Genomic DNA, 22377 nt, shown 5'->3' on the forward strand with positions numbered 1-22377 from the left:
TCGTTTCCACCCCTGAAGATCAAGGAGATCAACATGTCCGCATATCTCGCATTCCTGGTCCCGATCGGCACCGTTCTGGCGTGGGCCGACGGCCGGCCGCGCCCGCCGGAGCGCCATCGCAAAAAGCTGTCCGCGTGGAAGACCAACAACAGCAGCGGCCGGCTGATCCGCAAGCAGGATGAGCGCGGCGCCGGCAACATCATCCTGCCGCCCAGCTTCACGCTGCACGAAGGCGACTATGGCGGCGGCGGTGTTATTACGATCCGCGTCCACCGCACATTTTCGCTGGAAGCCAGCCTGATGTTCACCATCGTCGAACGCCCGGCGGTCGGCAGTTGCCGTGTCTTCGACCGCCCCGGCGATAGCGCCGAGCTCGTCCATCTCGCGGCGAGCCGGCAGGCTGCGCAGGAATGGCTGACCACCCATGGCTACCCGTCCGCCGTCCTCGAGGACGTCACGGCGGATGAGATCGCCGCCGATGTCGTGGAAGGGAGGGCTGCCGCATGATCGATCTTCCCACCACACACATGCCCGACTGCATCCCCGGATTTCCGGGGGTTTCCTTTGGTCTGTCCTGCGAAGGCTTTCCCGTCGCCCGCGTCGGCGATCACGCCTTTGCCATGCTGCCAGGTCATGCCGGACGGCATTATCTGGCCACCGGCTGGAAGATTGGGCGTCCGTTTCCCGAGTGGCGACGGGGAGACTTCTACGGCCATTCCGGCGAACTCACTGACGAGGCGGCGTTTAGTGCACACGTCCTTGAACAGGCCGAACATCAGCGCGAAAAACAGGTGCTCGGACGTCGAAATATCGCCACCCACGTGCATACGCCATGGGGTTCGTCCCAGCACTCGACAACCTATGCCGAGGGGGTCGAATTCCACTCCAGTGCAAGCCACGGCGGCTTCAGGCTCTCGGCCGATCGAAACCGCACGGTCCATCCGCTGCTCCGGGCGGACGACGGGTTCTACGAGGAGGATTGCGCTTGGGCTGCCGTGGCGCACACCTTCCCTGAACTGTTCACCAGCTTCGAGAAGCGTTGCGCCAGCGAGACGCTAAAGGATTGGGAGCCCGATGCGTGGGAGGCGATTTTCGCGACTGTGCTTACTCCCGGCGAATCTCATGTGAAGGATCGCCGCGCGTTCGAACTCGAGCACGCCGGCGACTGGATCGTGATCTCGGCACTTCGATCCGATCATCATCCGGGCATGACCGAGGTGATCGCCACGCGCGGAGGCAGGCGCGATCATGGCGGCGCGGAACGGCGATTTCTCGTGCCGTCACCCGAATACGAAGCAGGCCGTTTCGGCTTCATCATCGATGAAGCGCGCCACGCAGCCTACGACGGCCCATCAAGCTTTGTCTCGTGGACGGGGAGGACGTCGGCATGAACCGGTCCATCGATCGACAGGCGGAATTGCGGCGCATGGAAGAAGCGTGCCGGCAGACGCGGCATCAGCTCGATATGATCGACCGCCAGATCATTCGCAGGATGACCGCGCTGATCCCATCGCTTGGGCGGCGCAAACACGGATATCGCCGCGGCAGGCCTCTCGAACCCGACGCCTTCCTCACCCGCTACCGCTCCAATCTTGCGGCGATCACCGCGCAGCGCCAGCCAGAGATCGATGCTCTGACGCGCAAGCTTATGCGTCAGCAGTCCGCGATTGCGGCATTGCAGGAGGCGATACCATGAAGCGCCATGAACCGCTTCCGTCCCTCACGGATCAGGAGGTAAAGGCGCTTCAGGATTACGCGGCCAGGCACGGCCGATCCTGGAAGCGCATTCTCAACACCGTCTGGATGGGCGAAGGGCGCTGCGATGACGGCCAGATCCTTCGCAAGTTGCGCAACACGCACGGCCCAACCTGGCTGGACTGCTATCGGCTGCCGAAACCTTGAGCAATCGGCACAGCCCTGATCAACGCTTGCGCACGAACTCGGTGCGCAGGACCAAGCCTTTGATTGCGTCATGCCGGCAGTCAATCTCTTCCGGATTGTCGGTCAGCCGGATCGAGCGGATGACCGTGCCCTGCTTCAGGGTCTGGCCGGCGCCTTTGACCTTCAGGTCCTTGATCAGCACGACGGACTCGCCATCGGCCAGCACGTTGCCGGAGGCGTCGCGCACTTGAGCGGCCTTTGCTTTCTCTGCCGCAATTTCTGATGCTGGACGCCATTCACCGGTCAGTTCGTCGTACATATAGTCGTCGTCGTTCTGGTCACTCATCTGGTGTTTCCTTTTGCGAATACTTGTTCGCTGGTCGTGATATCAGGTGGGCGTCTATCGTGGATTGGTGCGGCGAGCAAACCCAGCGGTTGGCGCCGGCCTATCAGGCAGATCGGCAACCCATCCTGGCGGTGCGGAGGTGGCTGACACACGCGGATCGAATGGGTCGGCTCATCGAGGCAGATCTGGCGCGTGCCTTGCATGATTTCCTCTCCGGCTTCGGCATCCGGGATCAGCCCCTTGGCCGTTCTGTCCTTCGGTTTCGTGGCGGTCTGAACCAGCGCCCGTCCGGTTCAAGGCCGCTGTCGCGCCGCGGGGCGGCCGGTCATGCCGCTCTCGACAAAACAGGGACGCGGGCTTCGCAGAACCGTGGGTTCCGCTTGCCCGCCCCCCTGCTTCGCTCGATCAGGCCTGCCCGGACCCTGAACCGCCCGGCTTGCGCCGGTTCTTTTCGACCGCACCGAAGGACAGAACGGCCAAGGGGCCGAACGCTTCGGACAAACCGAAAAGGAAGCCATCATGGCAAAGCCCGCAACTCCTTCCCGCCAAGCCGCACGCCCCGCCGCACGCGTTGTGCAACTCCGCAAAGGCGCCACTATCGAAATGGTCCGCCTGACATGCCCCGATGAAGTGCAGGCGCTCCGGATCGCCGAAAGCTTCGGGACGGCCATCCTCGACAGCGACGGCATCCGCGACATGCACGAACGCCTGATCGTCGAAACAGCGACCGGCCTCTCTGATGGCCTCGGCGAACGGGCGATGCAGATCCATCTCCAGCGCATCGTCGGCGCCTATGTCGGATCGGCCCATGGCGCTGGCCAGTTCTACAGCAAGGCCGTCACCGAAGCACGCGATGCGACCGCCAAGGGTGCGTCGGAGGCTCGCGACGAGGATCTCGATGGGCCGGTCGGTTACGACAGCGCCGCCCAGCGCAAGCGTGAGTTCGCAGCCGACATGGGTATTCAGGCCCACGCGCTTCGCCTGGCAGCTGAAGGTGCCGTCGCAGCCTACGAACAGATCGTCGGCGAAGCGTGGAAGCCATTCGATCGGCCGGTCGACAATCCCGGCCAGGCGCTCGACCGCAAGGCGGCCGCAGCACAGATGGACGCTCTTGGCTAAGACGTCTCCGGCGGAGCTCCGGCTCCGCCTTCGTCGGGATAAGGCCGCCTCACTCCGAGGCGGCCATTTTTCGTGTCACCGTCGGAGCGAAATTCAGAGGAAAGACAAAAAGCGGGCGGCGCGGCATCGCGGCCCCGTCCCGTTCTTCGGTCCTGCAGGATCCGGCCGCAAGCCGCAACGGCTACGCCGTCCTCCACTTGCGTTCCGGCCGTTCCGGTGCGCCTTCCCCCCGATCGCTCCTGCTTTCGGCCCTCCGCGACGGGGCCGCGATGGGCGCGGCCTCCTTAAACGGAGGTTTGAAAATGAGCAGGAAAACAGCAAACACGCGGACCGACATCTATGCACGCATCACCGACAGGATCGTCACTGACCTGGAAAAGGGCGTGCGTCCATGGGTACAGCCGTGGAGCGCGGCCAATCTATCGGGCCGCGTGAGCCGACCGCTTCGTCACAACGGACAGCCTTACACCGGCCTCAATGTTCTCCTTCTCTGGTCGGAGAGCGTCGCCAGTGGTTACAGGTCGTCCACATGGATGACGCTGCGCCAGGCAAACGAACTCGGCGCTCACGTGCGCAAGGGCGAGAGCGGCGCGACCGTCGTCTATGCCAGCCGCTTCACCAAAACCGAACCCGATGCGGGCGGCGGAGAGGTCGAGCGCGATATCCCATTCCTGAAGGCATATACAGTTTTCAATTGCGATCAGATCGATGGCCTTGCAGATCAATATTACAGTCGCCCCGAACCGATCGCGAAACCGCTCGAGCGTATTGAGCATGCCGATCGCTTCTTCGATAACACGGGTGCTGTCGTCCGGTACGGCGGGGACAAGGCCTATTATTCTCCCGTCTCCGACCATATCCAGCTGCCGCGGCCCGAACAATTCCGGGACATGGCCTCTTTCGTTGCGACGAGAGCGCACGAAACCTTGCATTGGGCGGGCGGTCCTGCCCGGCTGAACAGGGACCTGAGCCGCTATCACAAGGATCGCCGCGAGAGGGCCTTCGAAGAGATGCTCGTGGAGCTTGGGGCAGCGATGATCTGCGCCCATCTGGGTATCGTGCCGGAGCTGGAGCCGCGCCCGGATCATGCCGCCTATATCCAGAGTTGGGCCGAGATACTCGGTTCCGACAAGAGGGCAATCTTCAATGCGGCGGCGCATGCGCAACGCGCTGTCGCCTATCTGCACGACCTTCAGCCGCAGGTGGCTTCCGGACAGGAGGCGGCCTGATGCTGCTGGTTCCGAACTTTACCGGGGAGGGCGCGGCCTCCCCGATCCGGCTGCGGGCGCTTTCGCTGGGCGCCGGCGTCCAGTCCACCACCGTGGCGCTGATGGCAGCGCATGGTGAGATCGGGCCGATGCCCGATTGCGCGATCTTCGCCGATACCGGTTGGGAGCCAAAAGCCGTCTACGATCATCTCGAATGGTTGATGTCGCCGAATGTCCTTCCGTTCCCTGTCCATGTCGTGTCGGCCGGCAATATTCGCGACAATCTCATGGACGCCGCCGCCGGCAAGCGCTGGGCTTCGATTCCGGCTTTTGCAAAAACCGTGACGCCAGCCAGGAGCGCACGACCGGTTCTCGATGAGGACGACGACGGCGAACTCGTCCAGATCGGTTCCCGCGCGACATCGCGCGAGACCGTATCGATCGGCATGATGCGCAGGGCCTGCACTGCGGATTACAAGATCGTGCCGATCCGAAGGAAAGTCCGGGAATTGTTGGGCCTCACGCGCAAGCGATCACCTGATCATGCGGTCGCGGAGCAGTGGATTGGCATTTCGACAGACGAGGCCAGCCGGATCAAACCCTCATCCGAGGACTGGCAGATCAATCGTTGGCCGTTGATCGAACAGCGCATGAGCAGGCGCGATTGCCTGGCCTGGTTGCGCCGTCATGATTATCCGACGCCCCCGAAATCGGCCTGCATCGGATGCCCGTTTCACGATAACGGACGCTGGCGTCACATGCGTGATCATGATCCGGAAGCCTGGGCAGACGCGGTGATAGTCGATCGGGCACTGCGGACCGGCATTCGACGCATCCGTGGCGAAGTTTATCTTCATCGCTCATGTGTTCCTCTTGACGAAGCCGACCTGTCGACGGCCGCCGATCATGGCCAACTCGATCTCTGGCCCATCGAATGCGAAGGCATGTGTGGCGTCTAGGGCAGCGTTCTGGCGCTGCGATAACGGATGACCGCTCCATTTGGAGCGGAAGAGGCACCGCCATATGGTGGAGCTCTGCCGTGAAAGACGCCGGCCCAGTCACTTCCCGAAGCGGGGGACACTTTCCATGCCAACCAGCCGGTGCGGTGTGGGGCGCTGAAGGCAAGGCGGATTGCAGCATAGCCGAGGCCCTTGCCGGTTGGGAGGAGACACCATCCAGTCGAAGATGGCTCTGCTGTCGAACGGTCGGTAGTGCAGACGCACCCATCGGCGATGGCGTCGAAGGAACGGCAGGTCCGCAGCCGTGACGTGGTGTGAGCAGGGTGCCGAAAACGATTGTGCCAGCGGCGTGCTGGTGGTGAGTTCAACGATTGGTCTCGCGGCATGTCGTGGTCGATCCGGTTCGGACAGGCCACACCCACGCAGACCTCGATGAATCTGGTGTGACCGAAGGACGCCTTCGTCTCGATCGCCTTGGCCGCAACGGCCATACGCAACTTTCTTCCCCTGCGAACAGGTTCGCATTCCTCGCGGGCCAAGAAAGCCGCTCCCGGCCGTCCTCCACTTCGTTCCGGCCGCCAGCGGTGCGGCGTCGATCGCCGTCGGTCTTAACACCGTCATCGAGGACGCGATGGGCGCGGCCCGAGCAAACCGGAAAGGTTACCACAATGGCAGTCATCGGCGAATTCACCACCAACGGCAACAACTCCATCATCGGCAACGTGCGCACGCTCACAGTCAGCATGAAGGCCCGCCTGAACCCCATCGAGCGCGTCTCGCGCGACGCTCCGGACTTCCGCATCACCGCCGGCAACGGTGTTGAGGTCGGCGCGGGTTGGAACAAGGTCTCCAACGATGGCGAGCCCTTCATCTCCGTCAAGCTGGACGACCCGAGCTTCAACGCCCCGATCACCGCAGCCCTTTGGCCGGGCGAGAAGGAAGGCGAATACGCCCTCATCTGGAACCGCCCGAAGCGGGAGGCCTGATCACCCAGAGGAGCTCCGCTCGACAAGGCGGGGCTCTTTTTCGTCTTTTTCTCACATGGTGAAGCCGGAGGTGGGCATCGAGCCCATTTCATCACTCGGTCGCGATGGATTTCACAGCTGAAGCGACGACCGCGAGAGCATTCTCATCAAGGCCGATCACACCATCCTGTTTTTCGCCGATCAGCTTGGGCGTCGCACCGCTATTGTCCCAAATCCAGGCTCTGTCAGCTCGTTCGAGAAACCACGGGAGTTGATCGAGCGATCTTGCGTAACGGGCACGCACTTTATCAGCCGGAACGTCGTGTCCACCCTTCGCAACGCGAAGTTTGATACGTTCGATCGACCGCTCCGGGCTGTCCAAAACGGTGTAGAAAAGCCAGATGGCAAATCCCACGGCTTCAGCCGCCTCAACCAGACGGCGGTACTTATCCGTCGATAAAACGGTCTCTACCCCGATCGTCTTATGAACGGATATCGATGACTGAATCCAGGCCTCAATGCGCTGAACAGCAACCAAGTTGGCTTCCGGAAGTGGTTTGTTTTCTACCTCACGGATCCGGGCGGCGAGAAGATCGGGGTTGACGATCCATACGGAGCGCCCTTCCAACTCGAGATCCGCATTTGCGTAGACGCTGCTCTTACCGGATCCGTTCGGGCCAGCAACAATCAGAAAGACGGGCTGCTCAAGCTTTTTCAGGCGCACGATCGACAACGCCAGTCACGGCCTTATTATCACGGCGGGCCTTGGCGACATTCCTGCTGAAGACATAGGTAAGATCTTGCCCGAAAGTTTGGCTCTTTGCGTCGATCGTCCGCACAGTGACGAACTGCCCGCTGCTCGAATCCCGAACCCGTTTCTCCGTAACCGCTTTGCCACGCACTCCGGACTTAGGGCCATTAAGCTTTTTGACGACGACTTTTGCCATGTCTGCTCCAATTTTTCACCTTAATATAGCAAGCATCATAGAGCACGAAAAGACCAGTCCTCCTAATGCGTACTCTCGATTCATCCGGTGTCGCCGAGCAGGTTGCGAACGGGATCGCTGTTCGGTAGCCGACCGCTTGGGAGGCGAGAGACGAGACTGCAGAAGCATCGCGCAAACGCTGCCTGAGCACGTTCTACGTTCGCGGCTTGGCCAAGTTCCCCCGTGTGAACGATGCTGCCGCGGGCGTGGTAGAGTTCAATGATACTTTGCTGATAGGAGGAAACGCGGGGAACGCCTTTCATGCAAATTCCAGCCCGGCGCTTGATGCGTTCCGCCACGCCTGGCTGATAGTGGTCGGTGAGCAACGTTTCGAACGCCACCGCAAGAGCGACAATCGCCTCCGACTCGTTGGCATGTGAACCGAATGACTGTCGGAACCAGTCGAGCGCGGTGACGATGCGCTTGTAGAACCTCGCCTCCATCTTTGAGCCGGCCGTGAGATGGACGTGCCGGAAATATCCCTGCTCGACAGTCTTGAGCGCAGCCACGATTTGTCTTTCGAAACGCTTCATCGTGTTCGTCTCCATCGCCTCTGTCGAGACTACGGCGGCGACATCCGACAGTCTCGCGAGATCCAGCGCCGACACGTTCATGGGGACGCGCCGGGTGGCAATCTTTCCAGAGCGTCGACCTTCCCCGATCAGATAGTGGCGGATGTCGAGTGTTTCCCAGTTGTTGACGTGAGCGGACGAGCTGAATTTGTCGATCGAGCCGTCCCGCTCGACCGACAGCGCGTGAAGCATCAGGAGCGCGGACGCAGCCGACCGGATCTTGAGGGTGTAGACAAACTGGTTTTCATACATGTCTCCCGTGTGCGATGTCAGCTTGACGAGCAGCAACGGGTTGGTTTTAAGCCATTGCGCAGCATGCGAGAAATGTTCGATGTCGCCTCGCTCTATACGTTGCCGTATGCCCAACCCGCGTGCCATTTCGATCAGGCGGTCATGTGCCCGCGCGACTGAATTGGTCTGGGCGCTGACGGCAAACCCGGCCGCACGAAACAGGATGTGGCTTTTCAGTCCCGAATTCCTCCAGGGCAGCATCTCCATCTTCATGCCGAAGCTGGTTAGCGGATAAAGGACGAACCCGGGACGCTCGACTCCGGCCGAAGCGAGATCACTCAGCATTTTTCCGGGAACGCCACCCCCACCTTGCTTAGCGCATGCGAGAACATGCTCATCCAAGAGAGACGTACCGACATAAATTTCCTTTGACCACAGCGATCGGGCGATAGCCGCGCGAATATTTACGATATGGTGTTCGATTGCGCCCCGTTCACTGTCGCTGAGTTTCTTCTCATCCGTAACCAGATGATCGATCGAGTTGAACAGATTGAGCTGATTGTGTTTGCTGGCAAGGAAGGCGTCGGACTGGTTGACCGACTTTGACTGCGGAGTGACGACCGTGGCGATTGAGGGATGGCGCAACTGCTCACCATGATGGAGTTTGGACAGAGAAGGTTAATCGAAGCGGCAAAAATCGCCGAATTTTACGAGTAGCTGATGAGCTGCGTCCGGCTTTTCTGCCAGGCCTCGTTGAGATCCAAACGATGCCGTTCAATCCAGGCTACAATCTCCTCCTCGTACGGGCCGGCGCTACCTTCAAGTCGCCGGAGGGTGTCGAGGTTGAAAGCCACGTTGATTCCTCCGCCACGAACGACAACGTTTGCCGGCATCGCGAGATCAGCACAGGTTACGACAGCACTTGCACGGTCATACCCGTGTCGCGACGCGACAACCTCGCGCAATTCCTCCAAGGCCGCCTTCCCTGCCGTATAAATTCCCACGTTCTCAAGCTCGTGGCGGCCGTGAAGTTCGAAGTCATACGGGATGTAGCCGTCCTCCGTCCGGTATAATACTTCTTCAAATTCCTTAGGATCGATGGGCCGGAACGAGAGATACCAGGTCTCTTCTTTCGTCGCTGTCATCAACATCAACCTTTCCAGCTCCGAAGCGTTCAGACCCGCCACGGACTCGACGCAGGAAAGGCCCATGAACTTCGCGAACCTCGGACCGTCGTTTTTCCGGGACCAGGCAGAATAGTTGAAAAGCTTGCGGTCCCGCGTCGGAATTTTGACCTTAATTCTGATGCGCGTCTTATCGGCCGTCCACACACGCCCCTGGCGAAGCTTCGTTTGCTCGACTTTTTCAACATAAGAACGGTGCACTGGATCGAGTTGTTCTCCCGTCGTCAGTCCGTGCCCCTCGTGGCTTTCATCGATCGTCAGCCATACGACGTCGCGCAATGGCTCTCCGGACCGCCTGGTGACGTGACCCTGGTTGAGCTGCGATGCCAAAATTCCCTCGGCAAGGGAAACAGAAGTATGATGAAAAAGGATCATTGTTATTCCGGGAGACAAATGACTGGAAGTTGCAAACTGCTATAGACCATCGAAATGCGAATGTTTACCCCTGATGGATTGATGTCGCTTAGGTCTGCCGGAAACTATGTGAATGAAGGGAAGCGCAGCAGATGGCTGAAATTCCGATCCGATGTTTTGCCGTATCCGTCGTACTTCTTCGCAACGTCGCCGCTGGACCCGAGGTACTGCTTTTACGCCGGAATCGCACGCTGATCGGCGACTGGTGCCAGATTGCCGGTGGAATTGAAGAGGGGGAGAAAGCGTGGGAAGCAGCGCTGCGCGAAGTTCGTGAAGAAACCGGCCTGACTTGTGGTCAGCTCTATTCGGCAGACATATGTGAGCAGTTCTATGAGGCGGATCGCGACGCAATCAGCATGCTGCCGGTCTTCGTTGGTTTCGTGGATGCTGGGGCAACTGTTGTCATCAATCACGAACATAGCGAGTTTCGATGGGTGCCGTTCGAAACGGCCTTGGGGATGGTGCCTTTTGCGGGTCAACGCCATGTGCTGAAGCATGTGCAGGCCGAGTTCGTACAGCGACAGCCGGTTCGACACCTCCTTATCTATTCGACGCGTGGAGCAATGCGATGTTCATGACGTCGAGTCAGAGCCGTCTCGGCATCGCTCGACTGTCGAACGACAGGTAGTTCAGACGCACCCGCACCCATCGGCGAAGGCGTCGAACGAAATCGCAGGGCCGCAGCCGTGACGTAGTGTGAGCAGGGTGCCGAAAACGATTGTGCCAGCGGCGTGCTGGTGGTGAGTTCAACGATTGGTCTCGCGGCATGTCGTGGTCGGTCCGGTTCGGACAGGCCACACCCACGCAGACCTCGATGAATCTGGTGTGACCGAAGGACGCCTTCGTCTCGATCGCCTTGGCCGCAACGGCCATACGCAACTTTCTTCCCCTGCGAACAGGTTCGCATTCCTCGCGGGCCAAGAAAGCCGCTCCCGGCCGTCCTCCACTTCGTTCCGGCCGCCAGCGGTGCGGCGTCGATCGCCGTCGGTCTTAACACCGTCATCGAGGACGCGATAGGCGCGGCCCGAGCAAACCGGAAAGGTTACGACAATGGCAGTCATCGGCGAATTCACCACCAACGGCAACAACTCCATCATCGGCAACGTGCGCACGCTCACAGTCAGCATGAAGGCCCGCCTGAACCCCATCGAGCGCGTCTCGCGCGACGCTCCGGACTTCCGCATCACCGCCGGCAACGGCGTCGAGGTCGGCGCGGGTTGGAACAAGGTCTCCAACGACGGCGAGCCCTTCATCTCCGTCAAGCTCGACGACCCGAGCTTCAATGCCCCGATCACCGCAGCCCTTTGGCCGGGCGAGAAGGACGGCGAATACGCCCTCATCTGGAGTCGCCCAAAGCGGGAGGCCTGATCACCCCGAAGAGCTTCGCCGAAAGGCGGGGCTCTTTTTTCGTTCCCATTGACGAAGCCGGGCGCAGGCATCGAGCCTGCTTCCGGCTTTTCCGGTGCCATACGAGGAGGTGTGAGCTGCTCAGTTCGTCCAATGGTGCCATGGCGAACCGAAGGCGTCCAGCACGAGCGGCGCCTCCAATTTGCTCCTCCCGCCTTTGGCGGCTTCCGCAAATCGGTTCCTCCACTCGCCGCCTCCGGCGGTCGCGTCCCGCGATGCTGGACCCCTCCGCTTCGCCATGACGCGCGCCGTCGTCTTTCACAAACGTCAAGGAGACGACGATGACGATTTCTCTCGAAATTCAGCGCGAAGAGCTTCGGGCCGAACTCAGGAATGCCTGCGATCCGGCCGAGCGCCGCCAGATCGCGGCGGAGCTGGAGATGGTGCAGGCCGAGCTTGCAGCCATCGAGGCCGAGCAGGACGGCCGCGTCAGCGCGGAGCCTCCTTTCTAGGAGGCTTCCATCATGCTGCCGCTTCGGCAGCGTGGTCGCTTCAGCCGTTCAGCGCGTCCTTGACCGCCTTGCCGGGTGTAAACGTCAGCTTCTTCGACGCCGCGATCTTGATCGTCGCGCCGGTCGCCGGATTGCGTCCCTCGCGCTCCGGAGTGTCCTTCAGCTTAAACTTTCCAAACGATGGTATCGACGTTTCAGCGCCAGCAAGCGCCGCGTCGGTGATCTGTTTAAAGACGCTTTCGACGATCGTCTTGGCCTGCGCCTTGGGGAGGTTCTGTTCGGCTGCGATCTTGTCGGCGATTTCGTTGGTCGTGGTCATGAAGGACGGGCCTCTTTGGTTTTCGGTCCTTCAGCTTTGACAATGAAGATGTGGCGAAGAAAGGGGCAGAAAGGCAAGAACGCCCGTAAGATCAGCGAAAGCCACAGGAAATGCAGGAAGTCGGTCTATTGAACCGGCTATTCGGTGCTGCCCGCGTCCCCATAGCCACGTCGTCTCTTCGTTCGTTCGAGACGGGAGAGTGCTGTATTCGCATCGTCCGGACGATCGAAGGTCTGCATCATCGTCTGGCCGCCCGATCCGATCCGGCCCCAGTTGCGGATGACCGAAGCCCCGCCGAACAGTGTCGGCTGGATCGCCAGCATGTAGAAGCGCCGCATGTTCTGCGCCGCATCAACGCGGTGAAGATGAACCGGGCATATCTCCGTGTCTTCCATGCCCTCATTGTTGCTATCTCGGCAAGCCGCGTCCAACGAGTTATCTGAATCGATCCGGTGTCACCGATTCATCTTCGTGATGATATCAAACGGGGACTGGGCGAGACGGCTTCGCCGCACGGCTCTATGCGCAGGCGCACCGAACCCGCCATGCGGTTTCGTTCCATTCGGATAACGATCCTCTCGCATGGCCGGCCGTGCCGGCGGATGATAACGTTGGAACGGCCTGGTTTGCGGTCAGCTATCGCACCAGCTTCGACGCGCACCGTCCCATCGACGCGCAAGGCCTTCTCCCACGAGAATCTCGCCAAACGATTGCCCTTTACGGCTGACAGTCCCGAGCTTGCGACCATACCTGTCTTCGTCTCGCAAGCCCGTGCTCATCGAGAATGGGCCAGCGTTTAGGAGAACCAGAATACGTGCTTTGGCCGCCTCGCCCTTGACCCGTTCTGCCGTGCAACGGGGCGGGCTGAGTTCAGGTGTGTCGATATCGGCGATCCGGATTTTCTCTCCCTTGAACCAGAAGGTGTCGCCGTCGACGACGCAGTTCATGCGGCTGTCTTCACCACAGATCGAGAACGACGCTGAAAGCGTGTCCTCTGCAGGAGCAGAGGTGAGCGCGACCGTCCGATCCAGCCCGCCGGTGCGCTCGAAGCACAACATGCCGCCAACCCCGAGCCCAACCACGAGCAAGGCAACCCACATCGACCGATGCATCACGTGCTGACCGTTCTAGCATTCGCCGCAGTGTCGCGTTCGTCCGCCTGCTGCCGACGCTTCCCCTCGTTGAACGTATCCGGTTCAGGATGGGCCGCAGAAACGCAATGTCTTCCCATATCACGGCACCTTCGAAGAGCGTCTCGCTGTTGCGATTGCGCCACCGCACCTCTTCTCTCGTCACGATAGGCGGCGCGATCTCGGCAAGGGCTGCGAGCGGTGCAAGGATCAGAACGCAAAACATAGTCTCGGCTTTCAGGATCGCCTCGCTAAGGGGCGAAAGTATCCCGAGAGAGATAATTGCGCCCATGCCGAGAAACGGCATGGCGATGATGAACACGACCCAGATCATCAGCGGGCCGATCAGCGAATACCGGATTTTTCTCCAATGCCTCACGGGCGTTTCCTTTCCTTCTGTCAGGGCTGTGCAGGTTCGTTTGCGTTCGGAGCGGTTCCGGTTCGATGGAATCTGTTCTCGCCGACGCAGGCTTTCATGTCTTCACGCCGGAACCAGATGGCGCGCCCGCACCGGAGCGGAGGATTTCCGGAGGTGAAGACGATCTGCTCGTCGCTGCGCATGCGCAGAACTTCATGCGGCAGGATCAATGGCCGGCGACTGAGCTGCTTCGATCGCGATCGAGACGATCCTTTCATTCCGGTCGAACGGTTGGTCTGGTCGACCTCGACCGTGGTGTCGCCGCAGCGCTTCGAGATATAGTCGGCGGTGTCGGGATCGTTTATCGCGGCAAACGAAATCCATGATGCGGATTCGAACCATTTGCTCGTCGCATCACGCCCGCCATAGGCCTCACGCATCTGGCCGAGCGACTGGAAGATCATCGTCAGCATAATGCCGTATTTGCGGCCTGCGTCGCGGGCGGTTTCGAGGATGCGCAGGTAGCCGAGACGCGCCACCTCGTCGAGCAGGAAGAGGGTGCGACCCTTCACATTGCCGTTGCGGTTATAGATCGCGTTGAGCAGCGAGCCGATGACGACACGCGCGAGGCCGGGATGGGCTTCCAGCACCTTCAGGTCGAGCGCGATGAAGATGTCCGTTCCGCCGTCGGCGAGATCGTCGGTCGAAAAGCTGTCGCCCGATACAAGTCCGGCATAGTTGGGATAGGACAGCCAATGGGTTTCCTTCACCGCATTGGCATAAACACCCGAAAAAGTCTCCGGCGTCATGTTGACGAAGACTGATACATTCTCCTTCACGAAGTCCGATTCCGACTGCTCGTAGATTTTTGTCAGGCGCGCGCGCAGCTTGGGTTCCGGTTCGGACAGGTTGGCACGGACACGGCGCAGCGTCTGGTCTTCCGCTTCCGTGTGCCCTGACAGGCAGACGTCGGCGATCAGAGCCGTCAGGAGCTGCATCGCCGACGCCCTGAAGAAGTCGTCGCGGGCGGATGCCGTCCTCGGATTGTCGGTCATGATCCATGTGGCGACGGCGACGATATCCTCTTCCTTCGTATTGCCATGACGGCCGATCCAGTCGAGGGCGTTGAAGCCGACACCGCCGGCTGTCGGATCGAGCACGATCACCTTTCGGCCGGCCTGACGCCGATGCTCCGAGACCATCGGCGCGACCTCGCTTGACGGGTCCAGAACGACAAGCCCGCCGCCCCATTTGAGCGCGGTCGGGATCGTCACCGATGTCGTCTTGAAACCGCCGGAGCCGGCGAAGACGATGCCATGCGACGATCCGAAGGAACCGTCGAAGCAGAGCAGCGGCGACTTGCCGCCAGCGCCCCAGCTTTGTCGATCGTCAGCGCGAAACGGCATGGCGGCAACACTGTCGCGATCAACCCGATAGCGCTCGCCGATGATGATGCCGCCTCGTTCGGGAAACAGTTTTGCCGCCTCCTGGATCTTCATCCAGTCGGCCTCGCCATGCACAGCCCGCTTGCCGCCGATCCGTTTGGGCGCTGTTGTTGCGAACGCGGCATTGCCCTTGATCGCGACACGCAGCGCGAACATTCCGCTGATGAAGGCAATGCTTGCGCCGATCATCGTCACCGGATCAGCATAGGCCAGAACCGATTGTTCGGCCGGCACGCTGCTTGCGATGCTATTCAGGCGGATTACTTCGCGCAGTGTTGCGATGGTAATGACCACGCCGCTTCCGGCCAGCACGCTCAGACCGGCGGCCTTGATGTTGGCCGATCCGTTCGCGGCGAAGAGGCCAATTATGCCGATCGCCACCGCAGCGATGTAGGGGAGCGCGAGCCCGGCGCGTCCCAGCATCAGCTTCGCCTGCGGGGACGTTCCGAATGCCGCCAGTCGCTGCTCCATCCCGGATGTCGCGAACATCGCCGCGAGCATTATGATTGCCGGCAGGATCATCAGCAAAAGCCTATTCATCGTCATGGCCGAACGCCTCCGCGCCGATGGCGGTCAAGCGTGACCGCTCTTCTTCGTCGCCCTTGAGCCGGCGGCCGCCGTCGACCAACAGCCCGAGCAGCAGCGCCCGCTTTTCGTAACGCAGTCCTGCCTTGACGATCAGCCCGCCGAGCTCGATTTTTACGCGGGTGTCCTTCTTGCGTGCGTCTGACGTCATCGACTTTGCCATCCGTTCAAGCCTCGCCAGACCCGCCTTCATCCGCGCCAGACGCGAGCGCCGCGGACGGCTCGTTACCGGTCCGGCTCTCTCCGGCTTGTCTCTTTCCGGTCGCCGAGCCCTTGCCGCCACGAAACCGTTTGGCGACTTCCTCGAAGGCTGCCTGAAGCTGTGACTCCTCGATGTCGATTTCACCAAGACCGGCCTTCAACGCAATCCTGCCGATTCGTTCGGCCTCGCGTGTTTCGGCCTGTTTCAGCTGATCCTGCAATCTGGCAATTTCTTCCCTGATCTTCGATGATGGTTTCTTCATTCCGGTCGCATCTCCCTGGAAATCCTGCGGCGTCTGTTCCGCTGCAAGATTTCCTCAAAAGCACTTCGCAAGAAATGTGCAGATCTGCACGTCGGCAAAGCCGACACTTTGGAGGATGATCCCGCCGCTCGACGAGAGCGGATCCAAGGGCGCAATTATACGTCGCTGACGCGACGCCTTGCGTAGGGGGCCAAACAGGGGCCCACTGTGGCCTCACCGCTCCCGACGAACGACGTTCAAACGGGAGCTTTTACCGCAGTGGCCATCGCCCACTTCTCAGCCCGCATCGTCAGCCGCGGCGACGGCCGCAGCGTGGTGCTGTCTGCGGCCTACCGGCACTGCGCGAAGATGGAATACGAGCGCGAGGCCCGCACCATCGACTACACCCGTAAGCAAGGGCTGGTGCATGAGGAATTCATACTCCCGGCGGATGCCCCGAAATGGGTCCGCGCGTTGATTGCAGACTGTTCTGTCGCCGGGGCCTCTGAGGCCTTCTGGAACAAGGTCGAGGCTTTCGAAAAACGCTCCGACGCGCAGCTGGCCCGCGACCTGACGATTGCACTGCCGCGGGAGCTTACATCCGAGCAGAACATCGCCCTGGTCCGTGATTTCGTGGAGAAACATATCCTGGGGAAGGGCATGGTCGCCGACTGGGTCTATCACGACAATCCCGGCAATCCGCACATCCACCTGATGACCACATTGCGGCCGCTGACCGAGGACGGGTTCGGGGCCAAGAAGGTAGCGGTCATTGGTGAGGACGGCCAGCTGGTTCGCACGAAATCCGGCAAAATCCTCTACGAACTCTGGGCCGGTTCGACGGACGATTTCAACGTCCTGCGCGATGGATGGTTCGAACGGCTGAACCATCACCTGACGCTTGGCGGCATCGATCTCAAGATCGATGGCCGCTCCTACGAGAAGCAGGGAATCGACCTCGAACCGACGATCCATCTCGGAGTTGGCGCCAAGGCAATCTCGCGGAAAGCGGAACAAAAGGGTGTTCGGCCGGAGCTCGAAAGGATTGAACTGAACGAAGAACGCCGCTCGGAAAACACCCGCCGCATCCTCAAAAATCCAGCCATCGTGCTCGACCTGATCATGCGGGAAAAGAGCGTCTTCGATGAACGCGATGTCGCGAAAGTGCTGCACCGCTATGTCGACGATCCGGCCGTCTTCCAGCAGCTGATGTTGCGCATCATCCTGAATCCGGAGGTGCTACGGCTGCAGCGCGACACGATCGAGTTCGCGACCGGAGAGAAAGTGCCGGCGCGCTATTCGACACGGGCGATGATCCGGCTGGAAGCGACGATGGCGCGACAGGCGATGTGGCTGTCGGACAAGGAAACGCATGCCGTTTCCACGGCGGTGCTCGCAGGGACGTTTGGGCGGCATGGGCGGCTGTCGGAGGAACAGAAAGCAGCCATCGAGTGCATCGCCGGTCCGGCCCGCATCGCCGCGGTCGTCGGACGCGCGGGTGCTGGTAAGACCACGATGATGAAGGCGGCGCGGGAGGCGTGGGAGCTGGCCGGATATCGTGTCGTCGGTGGCGCGCTCGCCGGCAAAGCGGCGGAGGGTCTGGAGAAGGAAGCCGGCATCGAGAGCCGCACGCTCTCCTCCTGGGAGCTGCGCTGGAACCGCGGTCGTGACGTGCTCGACAATAAAACCGTCTTCGTCATGGACGAGGCCGGCATGGTGGCCTCGAAACAGATGGCGGGCTTTGTCGATGCCGTTGTCAGGGCAGGGGCAAAGATCGTGCTAGTCGGCGATCCCGAGCAGCTTCAGCCGATCGAAGCGGGGGCCGCTTTCCGCGCCATTGTCGATCGGATTGGTTACGCTGAACTCGAAACGATCTATCGCCAGCGCGAGGACTGGATGCGCAAGGCGTCGCTCGATCTGGCGCGCGGCAATGTCGAGAAGGCGTTGGCGCTCTACAATGCCAATGCGAGAATTGTTGGCGAACGTCTGAAGGCGGAAGCGGTTGAGCGCCTGATCGCCGACTGGAACCGTGATTACGATCAGACGAAGACGACATTGATCCTCGCCCATCTGCGCCGCGACGTGCGCATGCTCAACGTCATGGCGCGCGAGAAGCTGGTCGAGCGCGGCATCGTCGGCGAGGGCCACGTCTTCAGAACGGCTGACGGCGAACGCCGTTTCGACGCAGGCGATCAGATCGTCTTCCTGAAGAATGAGACCTCACTTGGGGTCAAGAACGGCATGATCGGCCATGTCGTTGAGGCTGTGCCGAACCGCATCGTTGCGGTGGTCGGGGATCGGGATCATCGGCGGCATGTTGTGGTCGAACAACGCTTCTACAGCAATCTCGATCACGGCTATGCGACGACCATCCACAAGTCTCAGGGCGCCACTGTCGACAGGGTCAAGGTGCTGGCCTCTCTCTCGCTCGATCGGCATCTGACCTATGTCGCGATGACCCGCCATCGCGAGGATCTCCAGCTCTATTACGGACGCCGTTCCTTCGCCTTCAACGGTGGCATAGCCAAGGTTCTTTCCCGAAAGAACGCCAAGGAGACGACGCTCGATTACGAGCGCGGCAAACTCTACCGCGAGGCGCTGCGCTTTGCCGAAAACCGTGGCCTGCACATCATGCAGGTGGCTCGAACAATGCTGCGCGACCGGCTCGACTGGACGCTGCGCCAAAAAACAAAGGTTTCCGATCTCGTTCATAGGCTTCGTGCGCTCGGTGAGCGCCTCGGCCTCGACCAATCCCCAAAAACCCAAACGATGAAGGAGGCCGCGCCCATGGTCACAGGCATCAAGACATTCTCCGGCTCTGTTGCCGATACGGTCGGTGACAAGCTCGGCGCCGATCCCACGCTGAAGCAGCAATGGGAGGAGGTCTCGGCGCGCTTCCGCTACGTCTTCGCCGATCCCGAAACCGCCTTCCGCGCCGTCAACTTCGATACGGTTCTGGCAGATAAGGAGGCAGCGAAAGCGGTCTTGCAGAAGCTTGAGGCGGAGCCGGCATCGATCGGGGCGCTGAAGGGCAAGACCGGTATTCTGGCCAGCAAGACGGAGCGCGAGGCGCGCCGCGTCGCAGAGGTCAATGTTCCCGCCCTGAAGCGCGATCTGGAGCAATATCTGCGGATGCGCGAGACCGCGACGCTGCGGATAGTGACCGAAGAACAAGCCCTGCGCCAGCGCGTCTCGATCGACATCCCGGCGCTCTCGCCGGCCGCACGCTTGGTGCTTGAGCGCGTGCGCGACGCGATCGACCGGAACGATCTGCCGGCGGCCCTTGGATATGCGCTCAGCAATCGCGAGACCAAGCTCGAGATCGACGGGTTCAACCAGGCTGTTACCGAACGCTTCGGGGAGCGGACCCTGCTGAGCAACGTGGCGCGCGAGCCGTCCGGAAAGCTGTACGAAAAACTCTCCGATGGTATGCGGCCGGAGCAGAAAGAGCAGTTGAAGCAAGCCTGGCCGATCATGCGCACGGCCCAGCAGCTCGCCGCCCACGAGCGCACCGTGCAGTCGCTGAAACAGGCCGAGGAATTGCGGCAGACGTTGCGCCAGGCACCGGTGCTGAAACAATGAGCAAACGCGCTGTCATCCGGTTTCTCGGTGTCGCAGGCCTCGTCTTGAGCGGCGCCACCGTCATGGGGCTCATCGGTGGTTATCGAGTGAACGTCACGCCGAGCGAACCCCTTGGGCTCTGGCGTGTGGAAAAGCTCCGACGCCCGGTTCAGTCCGGCGATCTGGTGTTTGTCTGCCCGCCGCACAACGCCTTCTTCGAGGAAGCCTGGCTACGCGGCTATCTCCGTTCCGGGCTCTGCCCAGGTTGGTTCGCGCCGCTCATAAAGTCCGTTCTGGCGCTTCCCGGTCAGCGCGTCGAAATCGCCGATCGGATTGTCATCGACGGTCATCCCGTATCGGCTTCCACTGTCAGCGCGACGGACAGCGAGGGCAGGGCGATCGCGCCCTTCGCCGGCGGCGTCGTGCCGCCAGGATTTCTATTTCTCCATTCTTCCTTTGCGAGTTCCTATGATTCACGATACTTCGGCCCGATCCCGGACAGCGGTCTTCTCGGCCTGGCGCGGCCGGTGTTCACGTTTGACCCGTGACCGCTGGCGTGTGGCGCTCCTGATCCTGCTTTCGATCGCCGTCGGAGCGGTCGGCTGGAGCGGCGAGGCCCTCCTTCTTCCGACAGCCATGCTCTTTCCGTTGCTATGGGCGCAATCTCCATCACGACTGGTTGCGGGCGCGGTGTCTGCCGGGTACTTCCTCACCGCCTCGCGCGGCCTGCCGCAGGGTGTGGCGAACTTCTACGCCGCCGATTTCTGGCACGGCCTCCTGCTATGGCTGGCGGCCTCGGCCGGCTTTGTCGCCGTGCATGCGGCGTTCTGGCCCGCGCGCTTGCAAAAGAGGCTTCCGGGAAGGGGCGCTCTGGGTTGGGGAAAGCCGGTGCGCTACCTTGCGGCCGCGGTGCTGATGGGGCTGCCGCCCTTCGGCATCACCGGGTGGGCGCATCCACTAACCGCAGCGGGCATTCTGTTTCCCGGCTTTGGATGGTGGGGGCTGGGTGCGACCACAGCCGGCCTCGCGATGATGACATCGCGATACTGGCCGGCTGCTGCCATTGCCCTGGGAGGCTTCTGGTTCTGGTCCGCCGCTACGTGGACGCAACCTGTCCTACCGGATGGATGGAAAGGCGTCGACCTCGAACAGGGTCAAACGCTTGGACGTGATGGTTCGCTTGACCATCACCGTGACCTGATCGCAACGGTGCGCGCGGCGGCAGGAGCGGAAACCCGTGTCATCGTTCTTCCCGAAAGCGCCCTCGGCTTATGGACCCCGACTGTCGCACGGCTTTGGCAGGCGGGCTTGCGAGGGGCGGACGTCACCGTGATCGCCGGCGCGGCCGTCATCGATCCGGGCGGCTACGACAACGTCATGGTGACGGTCTCGGAGGGTGAAACACGGATCCTCTATCGCGAGCGGATGCCGATCCCGGTATCGATGTGGCAGCCATGGTTGCAATGGACCGGGCAGGGCGGTGGCGCTCAAGCGCATTTCTTCGCCAACCCGGCCGTGGATCTCGCTGGCACGAGGATCGCGCCGCTGATCTGCTACGAGCAGCTCATCGTCTGGCCCATACTGCACTCGATGCTGTTTTCCCCCGCCGCCATCGTCGCCACGGGCAACGGATGGTGGACCGAGGGAACGTCGATCGTCGCCATCCAACAAGCAGGCGTGATCGCCTGGGCGAAACTCTTCGGGCGACCCGTCGTCACGGCTTTCAACACATAAGGAGACTTTCGCGATGGTCGATTCCGCCCTCATCAAGGAATGCAGCGATCCCGGCCTGAAACCCGCGATCGTCGAACAGTTCATCGAACGGGCAGGGGCGCCGGACCCGCTCGCGGTCACTGTCCGCTCCGGCAACCGCATCGTGCTTGTGCCGAGGCCGACAACGCCGGACGAGGCGCTCGCATTGATACGCCAGAACCTCGGTCGCAATATCGTTCGGGTCGGCTTGACGCAGTATCCCGCCGGGCTCGGTATCGTCGAGGCGGGCCAGTTGAAGCCGGACCTGATCGAGCCTTGCGAAAACATCAAAATGGGCACGGCCCTGTTCGCCAAAGTCTATCGTATCGTCACCAAATGGTACGGTAACCCTACCGAAAGCGAGGTCCTTCCGCAGGTTTTTGAAGACGCGATCATCGCATGGCAAACGGGGTATTTCGAGGGGACAGCGGTGTTCCGGGCAGCCGATCCGGGCGACGTGAAGCTGCCAGAGCCGGATCCTGGGGTGGAAGCGGAAACGTCCGAAGCCGGTAGTGACAAGATGAAGGGCGGCAACGTCGATACTGCACTCGAGGCGGAACCAGCTGACCCGAACAAGGCCGGTATTCGGATCGACCTTTCCGGCATCGGCGCGCGCGGGAAGTGAGGAACAGGTTCCTCGCGTCTGCGTCGATGAACGCGGGCCAGGAGCGAAAAATTGCTCGGTCCGTGTGCCAAGCGAATCGCAGTTAATGAGACCATGGCGGAAAACAACTAAGTGTCGTCACGCTTCAACAATGCATTCTAACCCTGGTCGCAAGTCGCGTTGATTTCTTCTTCGAAAGCATAGGCCTTGAGGTATTTTGTGCCTTGCATCGAGGTGGGCATGTGAAGATTTGCACCGTCGTTCTGTCGATCGGCGCTGGCATCTCTTTGGAATGGCTCTTATAAAGGGCATGACGCAGTACGCGCTGTGTTGCGGCTTAGAATCCGCAGATGAACGGTTGGCGCTGACCGAAACGGTGCCAGGAACCCTCTGACCTTGTGGCCGGGGGCCTGTGACTCATGTCCAGGCGCCTCGGTGCTAAAGGTCTCAGGGCCG

Annotated in this window: 27 protein-coding genes; 15 read left to right on the forward strand and 12 right to left on the reverse strand. The window is 61.1% G+C overall.

The window, feature by feature from the left end; all coding sequences use genetic code 11:
• Positions 1-33: 33 nt before the first annotated feature.
• Genes G6L97_RS27340 through G6L97_RS27355 form a run of 4 tightly spaced genes read left to right on the forward strand, consistent with a single transcriptional unit; the run spans position 34 to position 1902 of the window.
• Positions 34-507 carry a hypothetical protein gene (locus G6L97_RS27340; protein WP_174004630.1) on the forward strand — a complete coding sequence of 158 codons (474 nt, stop codon included), beginning with the start codon at positions 34-36 and terminating at the stop codon, positions 505-507.
• Positions 504-1391, forward strand: coding sequence for a DUF7007 domain-containing protein (locus tag G6L97_RS27345; protein ID WP_174004632.1), 888 nt, complete (start codon positions 504-506; stop codon positions 1389-1391). Before G6L97_RS27340 ends, G6L97_RS27345 begins: the two co-directional genes overlap by 4 nt.
• Complete coding sequence (locus G6L97_RS27350; RefSeq protein ID WP_003524942.1) at positions 1388-1696, forward strand: hypothetical protein; 309 nt, start codon at positions 1388-1390, stop codon at positions 1694-1696. The genes G6L97_RS27345 and G6L97_RS27350 overlap by 4 nt, the downstream gene beginning before the upstream one ends.
• Positions 1693-1902: a hypothetical protein gene (locus G6L97_RS27355; RefSeq protein WP_003524943.1), complete on the forward strand. Its 210-nt coding sequence runs from the start codon at positions 1693-1695 to the stop codon at positions 1900-1902. Before G6L97_RS27350 ends, G6L97_RS27355 begins: the two co-directional genes overlap by 4 nt.
• Positions 1903-1921: 19 nt before the next feature.
• On the opposite strand, the gene G6L97_RS27360 is transcribed toward G6L97_RS27355, so the two are convergent.
• On the reverse strand, positions 1922-2227 hold the full coding sequence (locus G6L97_RS27360) for an alkylphosphonate utilization protein (protein ID WP_003524944.1): 306 nt from the start codon (positions 2225-2227) through the stop codon (positions 1922-1924).
• Between the two features lie 519 nt (positions 2228-2746).
• Between G6L97_RS27360 and G6L97_RS27365 the strand changes: the two genes are divergently transcribed.
• The 3 genes from G6L97_RS27365 (at position 2747) to G6L97_RS27375 (ending at position 5513) form a co-directional block, all read left to right on the forward strand.
• Positions 2747-3346 carry a hypothetical protein gene (locus tag G6L97_RS27365; RefSeq protein WP_003524945.1) on the forward strand — a complete coding sequence of 200 codons (600 nt, stop codon included), beginning with the start codon at positions 2747-2749 and terminating at the stop codon, positions 3344-3346.
• A gap of 302 nt (positions 3347-3648) precedes the next feature.
• A complete protein-coding gene (locus G6L97_RS27370) occupies positions 3649-4575 on the forward strand; it encodes an ArdC family protein (protein WP_174004634.1) in 927 nt (308 codons plus the stop codon).
• The gene (locus G6L97_RS27375) at positions 4575-5513 is read left to right on the forward strand and encodes a hypothetical protein (protein ID WP_174004636.1); all 939 of its coding nucleotides are present in this window, start codon (positions 4575-4577) and stop codon (positions 5511-5513) included. The genes G6L97_RS27370 and G6L97_RS27375 overlap by 1 nt, the downstream gene beginning before the upstream one ends.
• On the opposite strand, the gene G6L97_RS27380 is transcribed toward G6L97_RS27375, so the two are convergent.
• Positions 5510-6010: a hypothetical protein gene (locus G6L97_RS27380; protein WP_174004638.1), complete on the reverse strand. Its 501-nt coding sequence runs from the start codon at positions 6008-6010 to the stop codon at positions 5510-5512. The two genes, G6L97_RS27375 and G6L97_RS27380, sit on opposite strands and share 4 nt — an antisense overlap.
• Before the next feature lie 171 nt (positions 6011-6181).
• Between G6L97_RS27380 and G6L97_RS27385 the strand changes: the two genes are divergently transcribed.
• On the forward strand, positions 6182-6499 hold the full coding sequence (locus G6L97_RS27385; RefSeq protein ID WP_041699416.1) for a DUF736 domain-containing protein: 318 nt from the start codon (positions 6182-6184) through the stop codon (positions 6497-6499).
• Between the two features lie 91 nt (positions 6500-6590).
• Here G6L97_RS27385 and G6L97_RS27390 read toward each other — a convergent pair whose 3' ends face one another.
• The 4 genes from G6L97_RS27390 to G6L97_RS27405 form a co-directional block, all read right to left on the reverse strand.
• Entirely contained in the window at positions 6591-7211 is a 621-nt protein-coding gene (locus tag G6L97_RS27390) for a zeta toxin family protein (protein ID WP_174004640.1), read from the reverse strand.
• Entirely contained in the window at positions 7183-7425 is a 243-nt protein-coding gene (locus G6L97_RS27395) for a hypothetical protein (protein WP_003524955.1), read from the reverse strand. Before G6L97_RS27395 ends, G6L97_RS27390 begins: the two co-directional genes overlap by 29 nt.
• 80 nt (positions 7426-7505) lie before the next feature.
• Positions 7506-8912, reverse strand: coding sequence for a HEPN domain-containing protein (locus G6L97_RS27400; RefSeq protein WP_010974890.1), 1407 nt, complete (start codon positions 8910-8912; stop codon positions 7506-7508).
• A gap of 62 nt (positions 8913-8974) precedes the next feature.
• On the reverse strand, positions 8975-9826 hold the full coding sequence (locus G6L97_RS27405; RefSeq protein WP_156619723.1) for a DUF4160 domain-containing protein: 852 nt from the start codon (positions 9824-9826) through the stop codon (positions 8975-8977).
• 131 nt (positions 9827-9957) lie between these two features.
• Here G6L97_RS27405 and G6L97_RS27410 point away from each other — a divergent pair, with 131 nt between their 5' ends.
• The 3 genes from G6L97_RS27410 to G6L97_RS27420 all read left to right on the forward strand — a co-directional run bounded on the left by G6L97_RS27410 (position 9958) and on the right by G6L97_RS27420 (position 11724).
• Entirely contained in the window at positions 9958-10443 is a 486-nt protein-coding gene (locus tag G6L97_RS27410) for an NUDIX hydrolase (RefSeq protein ID WP_174004642.1), read from the forward strand.
• A gap of 472 nt (positions 10444-10915) precedes the next feature.
• Positions 10916-11233, forward strand: a complete 318-nt coding sequence (locus G6L97_RS27415) for a DUF736 domain-containing protein (RefSeq protein ID WP_156619724.1) — start codon at positions 10916-10918, stop codon at positions 11231-11233.
• Between the two features lie 320 nt (positions 11234-11553).
• Positions 11554-11724, forward strand: coding sequence for a hypothetical protein (locus G6L97_RS27420; RefSeq protein WP_003523829.1), 171 nt, complete (start codon positions 11554-11556; stop codon positions 11722-11724).
• 40 nt (positions 11725-11764) lie between these two features.
• Here G6L97_RS27420 and G6L97_RS27425 read toward each other — a convergent pair whose 3' ends face one another.
• The 6 genes from G6L97_RS27425 to traC form a co-directional block, all read right to left on the reverse strand.
• On the reverse strand, positions 11765-12043 hold the full coding sequence (locus tag G6L97_RS27425) for an HU family DNA-binding protein (protein ID WP_003523830.1): 279 nt from the start codon (positions 12041-12043) through the stop codon (positions 11765-11767).
• Positions 12044-12180: 137 nt separating this feature from the next.
• Positions 12181-12438: a WGR domain-containing protein gene (locus G6L97_RS27430; RefSeq protein WP_174004644.1), complete on the reverse strand. Its 258-nt coding sequence runs from the start codon at positions 12436-12438 to the stop codon at positions 12181-12183.
• 237 nt (positions 12439-12675) lie between these two features.
• Positions 12676-13155 carry a thermonuclease family protein gene (locus G6L97_RS27435; RefSeq protein WP_174004718.1) on the reverse strand — a complete coding sequence of 160 codons (480 nt, stop codon included), beginning with the start codon at positions 13153-13155 and terminating at the stop codon, positions 12676-12678.
• A 417-nt stretch (positions 13156-13572) separates the two neighbouring features.
• Positions 13573-15522, reverse strand: coding sequence for a Ti-type conjugative transfer system protein TraG (gene traG / locus G6L97_RS27440; protein WP_174004646.1), 1950 nt, complete (start codon positions 15520-15522; stop codon positions 13573-13575).
• A complete protein-coding gene (traD, locus tag G6L97_RS27445) occupies positions 15509-15724 on the reverse strand; it encodes a type IV conjugative transfer system coupling protein TraD (RefSeq protein ID WP_174004648.1) in 216 nt (71 codons plus the stop codon). The genes traG and traD overlap by 14 nt, the downstream gene beginning before the upstream one ends.
• Before the next feature lie 4 nt (positions 15725-15728).
• On the reverse strand, positions 15729-16025 hold the full coding sequence (gene traC, locus G6L97_RS27450; RefSeq protein ID WP_003523837.1) for a conjugal transfer protein TraC: 297 nt from the start codon (positions 16023-16025) through the stop codon (positions 15729-15731).
• Positions 16026-16283: 258 nt separating this feature from the next.
• Here traC and traA point away from each other — a divergent pair, with 258 nt between their 5' ends.
• Genes traA through G6L97_RS27470 form a run of 4 tightly spaced genes read left to right on the forward strand, consistent with a single transcriptional unit; the run spans position 16284 to position 21942 of the window.
• Complete coding sequence (gene traA / locus G6L97_RS27455; protein ID WP_174004720.1) at positions 16284-19586, forward strand: Ti-type conjugative transfer relaxase TraA; 3303 nt, start codon at positions 16284-16286, stop codon at positions 19584-19586.
• A complete protein-coding gene (traF, locus tag G6L97_RS27460; RefSeq protein ID WP_010974897.1) occupies positions 19583-20113 on the forward strand; it encodes a conjugative transfer signal peptidase TraF in 531 nt (176 codons plus the stop codon). The genes traA and traF overlap by 4 nt, the downstream gene beginning before the upstream one ends.
• The gene (locus G6L97_RS27465; protein ID WP_010974790.1) at positions 20103-21299 is read left to right on the forward strand and encodes a conjugal transfer protein TraB; all 1197 of its coding nucleotides are present in this window, start codon (positions 20103-20105) and stop codon (positions 21297-21299) included. Before traF ends, G6L97_RS27465 begins: the two co-directional genes overlap by 11 nt.
• Before the next feature lie 13 nt (positions 21300-21312).
• Complete coding sequence (locus G6L97_RS27470; RefSeq protein ID WP_010974898.1) at positions 21313-21942, forward strand: TraH family protein; 630 nt, start codon at positions 21313-21315, stop codon at positions 21940-21942.
• The last annotated feature ends 435 nt before the right edge of the window (positions 21943-22377 follow it).

The sequence above is a fragment of the Agrobacterium tumefaciens genome (genome assembly GCF_013318015.2).
GTDB classification, from domain to species: domain Bacteria; phylum Pseudomonadota; class Alphaproteobacteria; order Rhizobiales; family Rhizobiaceae; genus Agrobacterium; species Agrobacterium tumefaciens.

Excerpts from the sequence above, each read along its gene's own strand:
- G6L97_RS27340 (WP_174004630.1), top strand. The coding sequence starts at position 34 with ATGTCCGCATATCTCGCATTCCTGGTCCCGATCGGCACCGTTCTGGCG.
- G6L97_RS27470 (WP_010974898.1), top strand. The coding sequence starts at position 21,313 with ATGGTCGATTCCGCCCTCATCAAGGAATGCAGCGATCCCGGCCTGAAA.
- G6L97_RS27385 (WP_041699416.1), top strand. The coding sequence starts at position 6,182 with ATGGCAGTCATCGGCGAATTCACCACCAACGGCAACAACTCCATCATC.
- G6L97_RS27360 (WP_003524944.1), bottom strand. The coding sequence starts at position 2,227 with ATGAGTGACCAGAACGACGACGACTATATGTACGACGAACTGACCGGT.
- G6L97_RS27345 (WP_174004632.1), top strand. The coding sequence starts at position 504 with ATGATCGATCTTCCCACCACACACATGCCCGACTGCATCCCCGGATTT.
- G6L97_RS27415 (WP_156619724.1), top strand. The coding sequence starts at position 10,916 with ATGGCAGTCATCGGCGAATTCACCACCAACGGCAACAACTCCATCATC.
- G6L97_RS27350 (WP_003524942.1), top strand. The coding sequence starts at position 1,388 with ATGAACCGGTCCATCGATCGACAGGCGGAATTGCGGCGCATGGAAGAA.
- traF (WP_010974897.1), top strand. The coding sequence starts at position 19,583 with ATGAGCAAACGCGCTGTCATCCGGTTTCTCGGTGTCGCAGGCCTCGTC.
- G6L97_RS27430 (WP_174004644.1), bottom strand. The coding sequence starts at position 12,438 with ATGGAAGACACGGAGATATGCCCGGTTCATCTTCACCGCGTTGATGCG.
- G6L97_RS27405 (WP_156619723.1), bottom strand. The coding sequence starts at position 9,826 with ATGATCCTTTTTCATCATACTTCTGTTTCCCTTGCCGAGGGAATTTTG.
- G6L97_RS27435 (WP_174004718.1), bottom strand. The coding sequence starts at position 13,155 with ATGCATCGGTCGATGTGGGTTGCCTTGCTCGTGGTTGGGCTCGGGGTT.
- traC (WP_003523837.1), bottom strand. The coding sequence starts at position 16,025 with ATGAAGAAACCATCATCGAAGATCAGGGAAGAAATTGCCAGATTGCAG.
- traD (WP_174004648.1), bottom strand. The coding sequence starts at position 15,724 with ATGGCAAAGTCGATGACGTCAGACGCACGCAAGAAGGACACCCGCGTA.
- G6L97_RS27420 (WP_003523829.1), top strand. The coding sequence starts at position 11,554 with ATGACGATTTCTCTCGAAATTCAGCGCGAAGAGCTTCGGGCCGAACTC.
- traG (WP_174004646.1), bottom strand. The coding sequence starts at position 15,522 with ATGACGATGAATAGGCTTTTGCTGATGATCCTGCCGGCAATCATAATG.
- G6L97_RS27395 (WP_003524955.1), bottom strand. The coding sequence starts at position 7,425 with ATGGCAAAAGTCGTCGTCAAAAAGCTTAATGGCCCTAAGTCCGGAGTG.
- G6L97_RS27375 (WP_174004636.1), top strand. The coding sequence starts at position 4,575 with ATGCTGCTGGTTCCGAACTTTACCGGGGAGGGCGCGGCCTCCCCGATC.
- G6L97_RS27425 (WP_003523830.1), bottom strand. The coding sequence starts at position 12,043 with ATGACCACGACCAACGAAATCGCCGACAAGATCGCAGCCGAACAGAAC.
- G6L97_RS27365 (WP_003524945.1), top strand. The coding sequence starts at position 2,747 with ATGGCAAAGCCCGCAACTCCTTCCCGCCAAGCCGCACGCCCCGCCGCA.
- G6L97_RS27410 (WP_174004642.1), top strand. The coding sequence starts at position 9,958 with ATGGCTGAAATTCCGATCCGATGTTTTGCCGTATCCGTCGTACTTCTT.
- G6L97_RS27355 (WP_003524943.1), top strand. The coding sequence starts at position 1,693 with ATGAAGCGCCATGAACCGCTTCCGTCCCTCACGGATCAGGAGGTAAAG.
- G6L97_RS27370 (WP_174004634.1), top strand. The coding sequence starts at position 3,649 with ATGAGCAGGAAAACAGCAAACACGCGGACCGACATCTATGCACGCATC.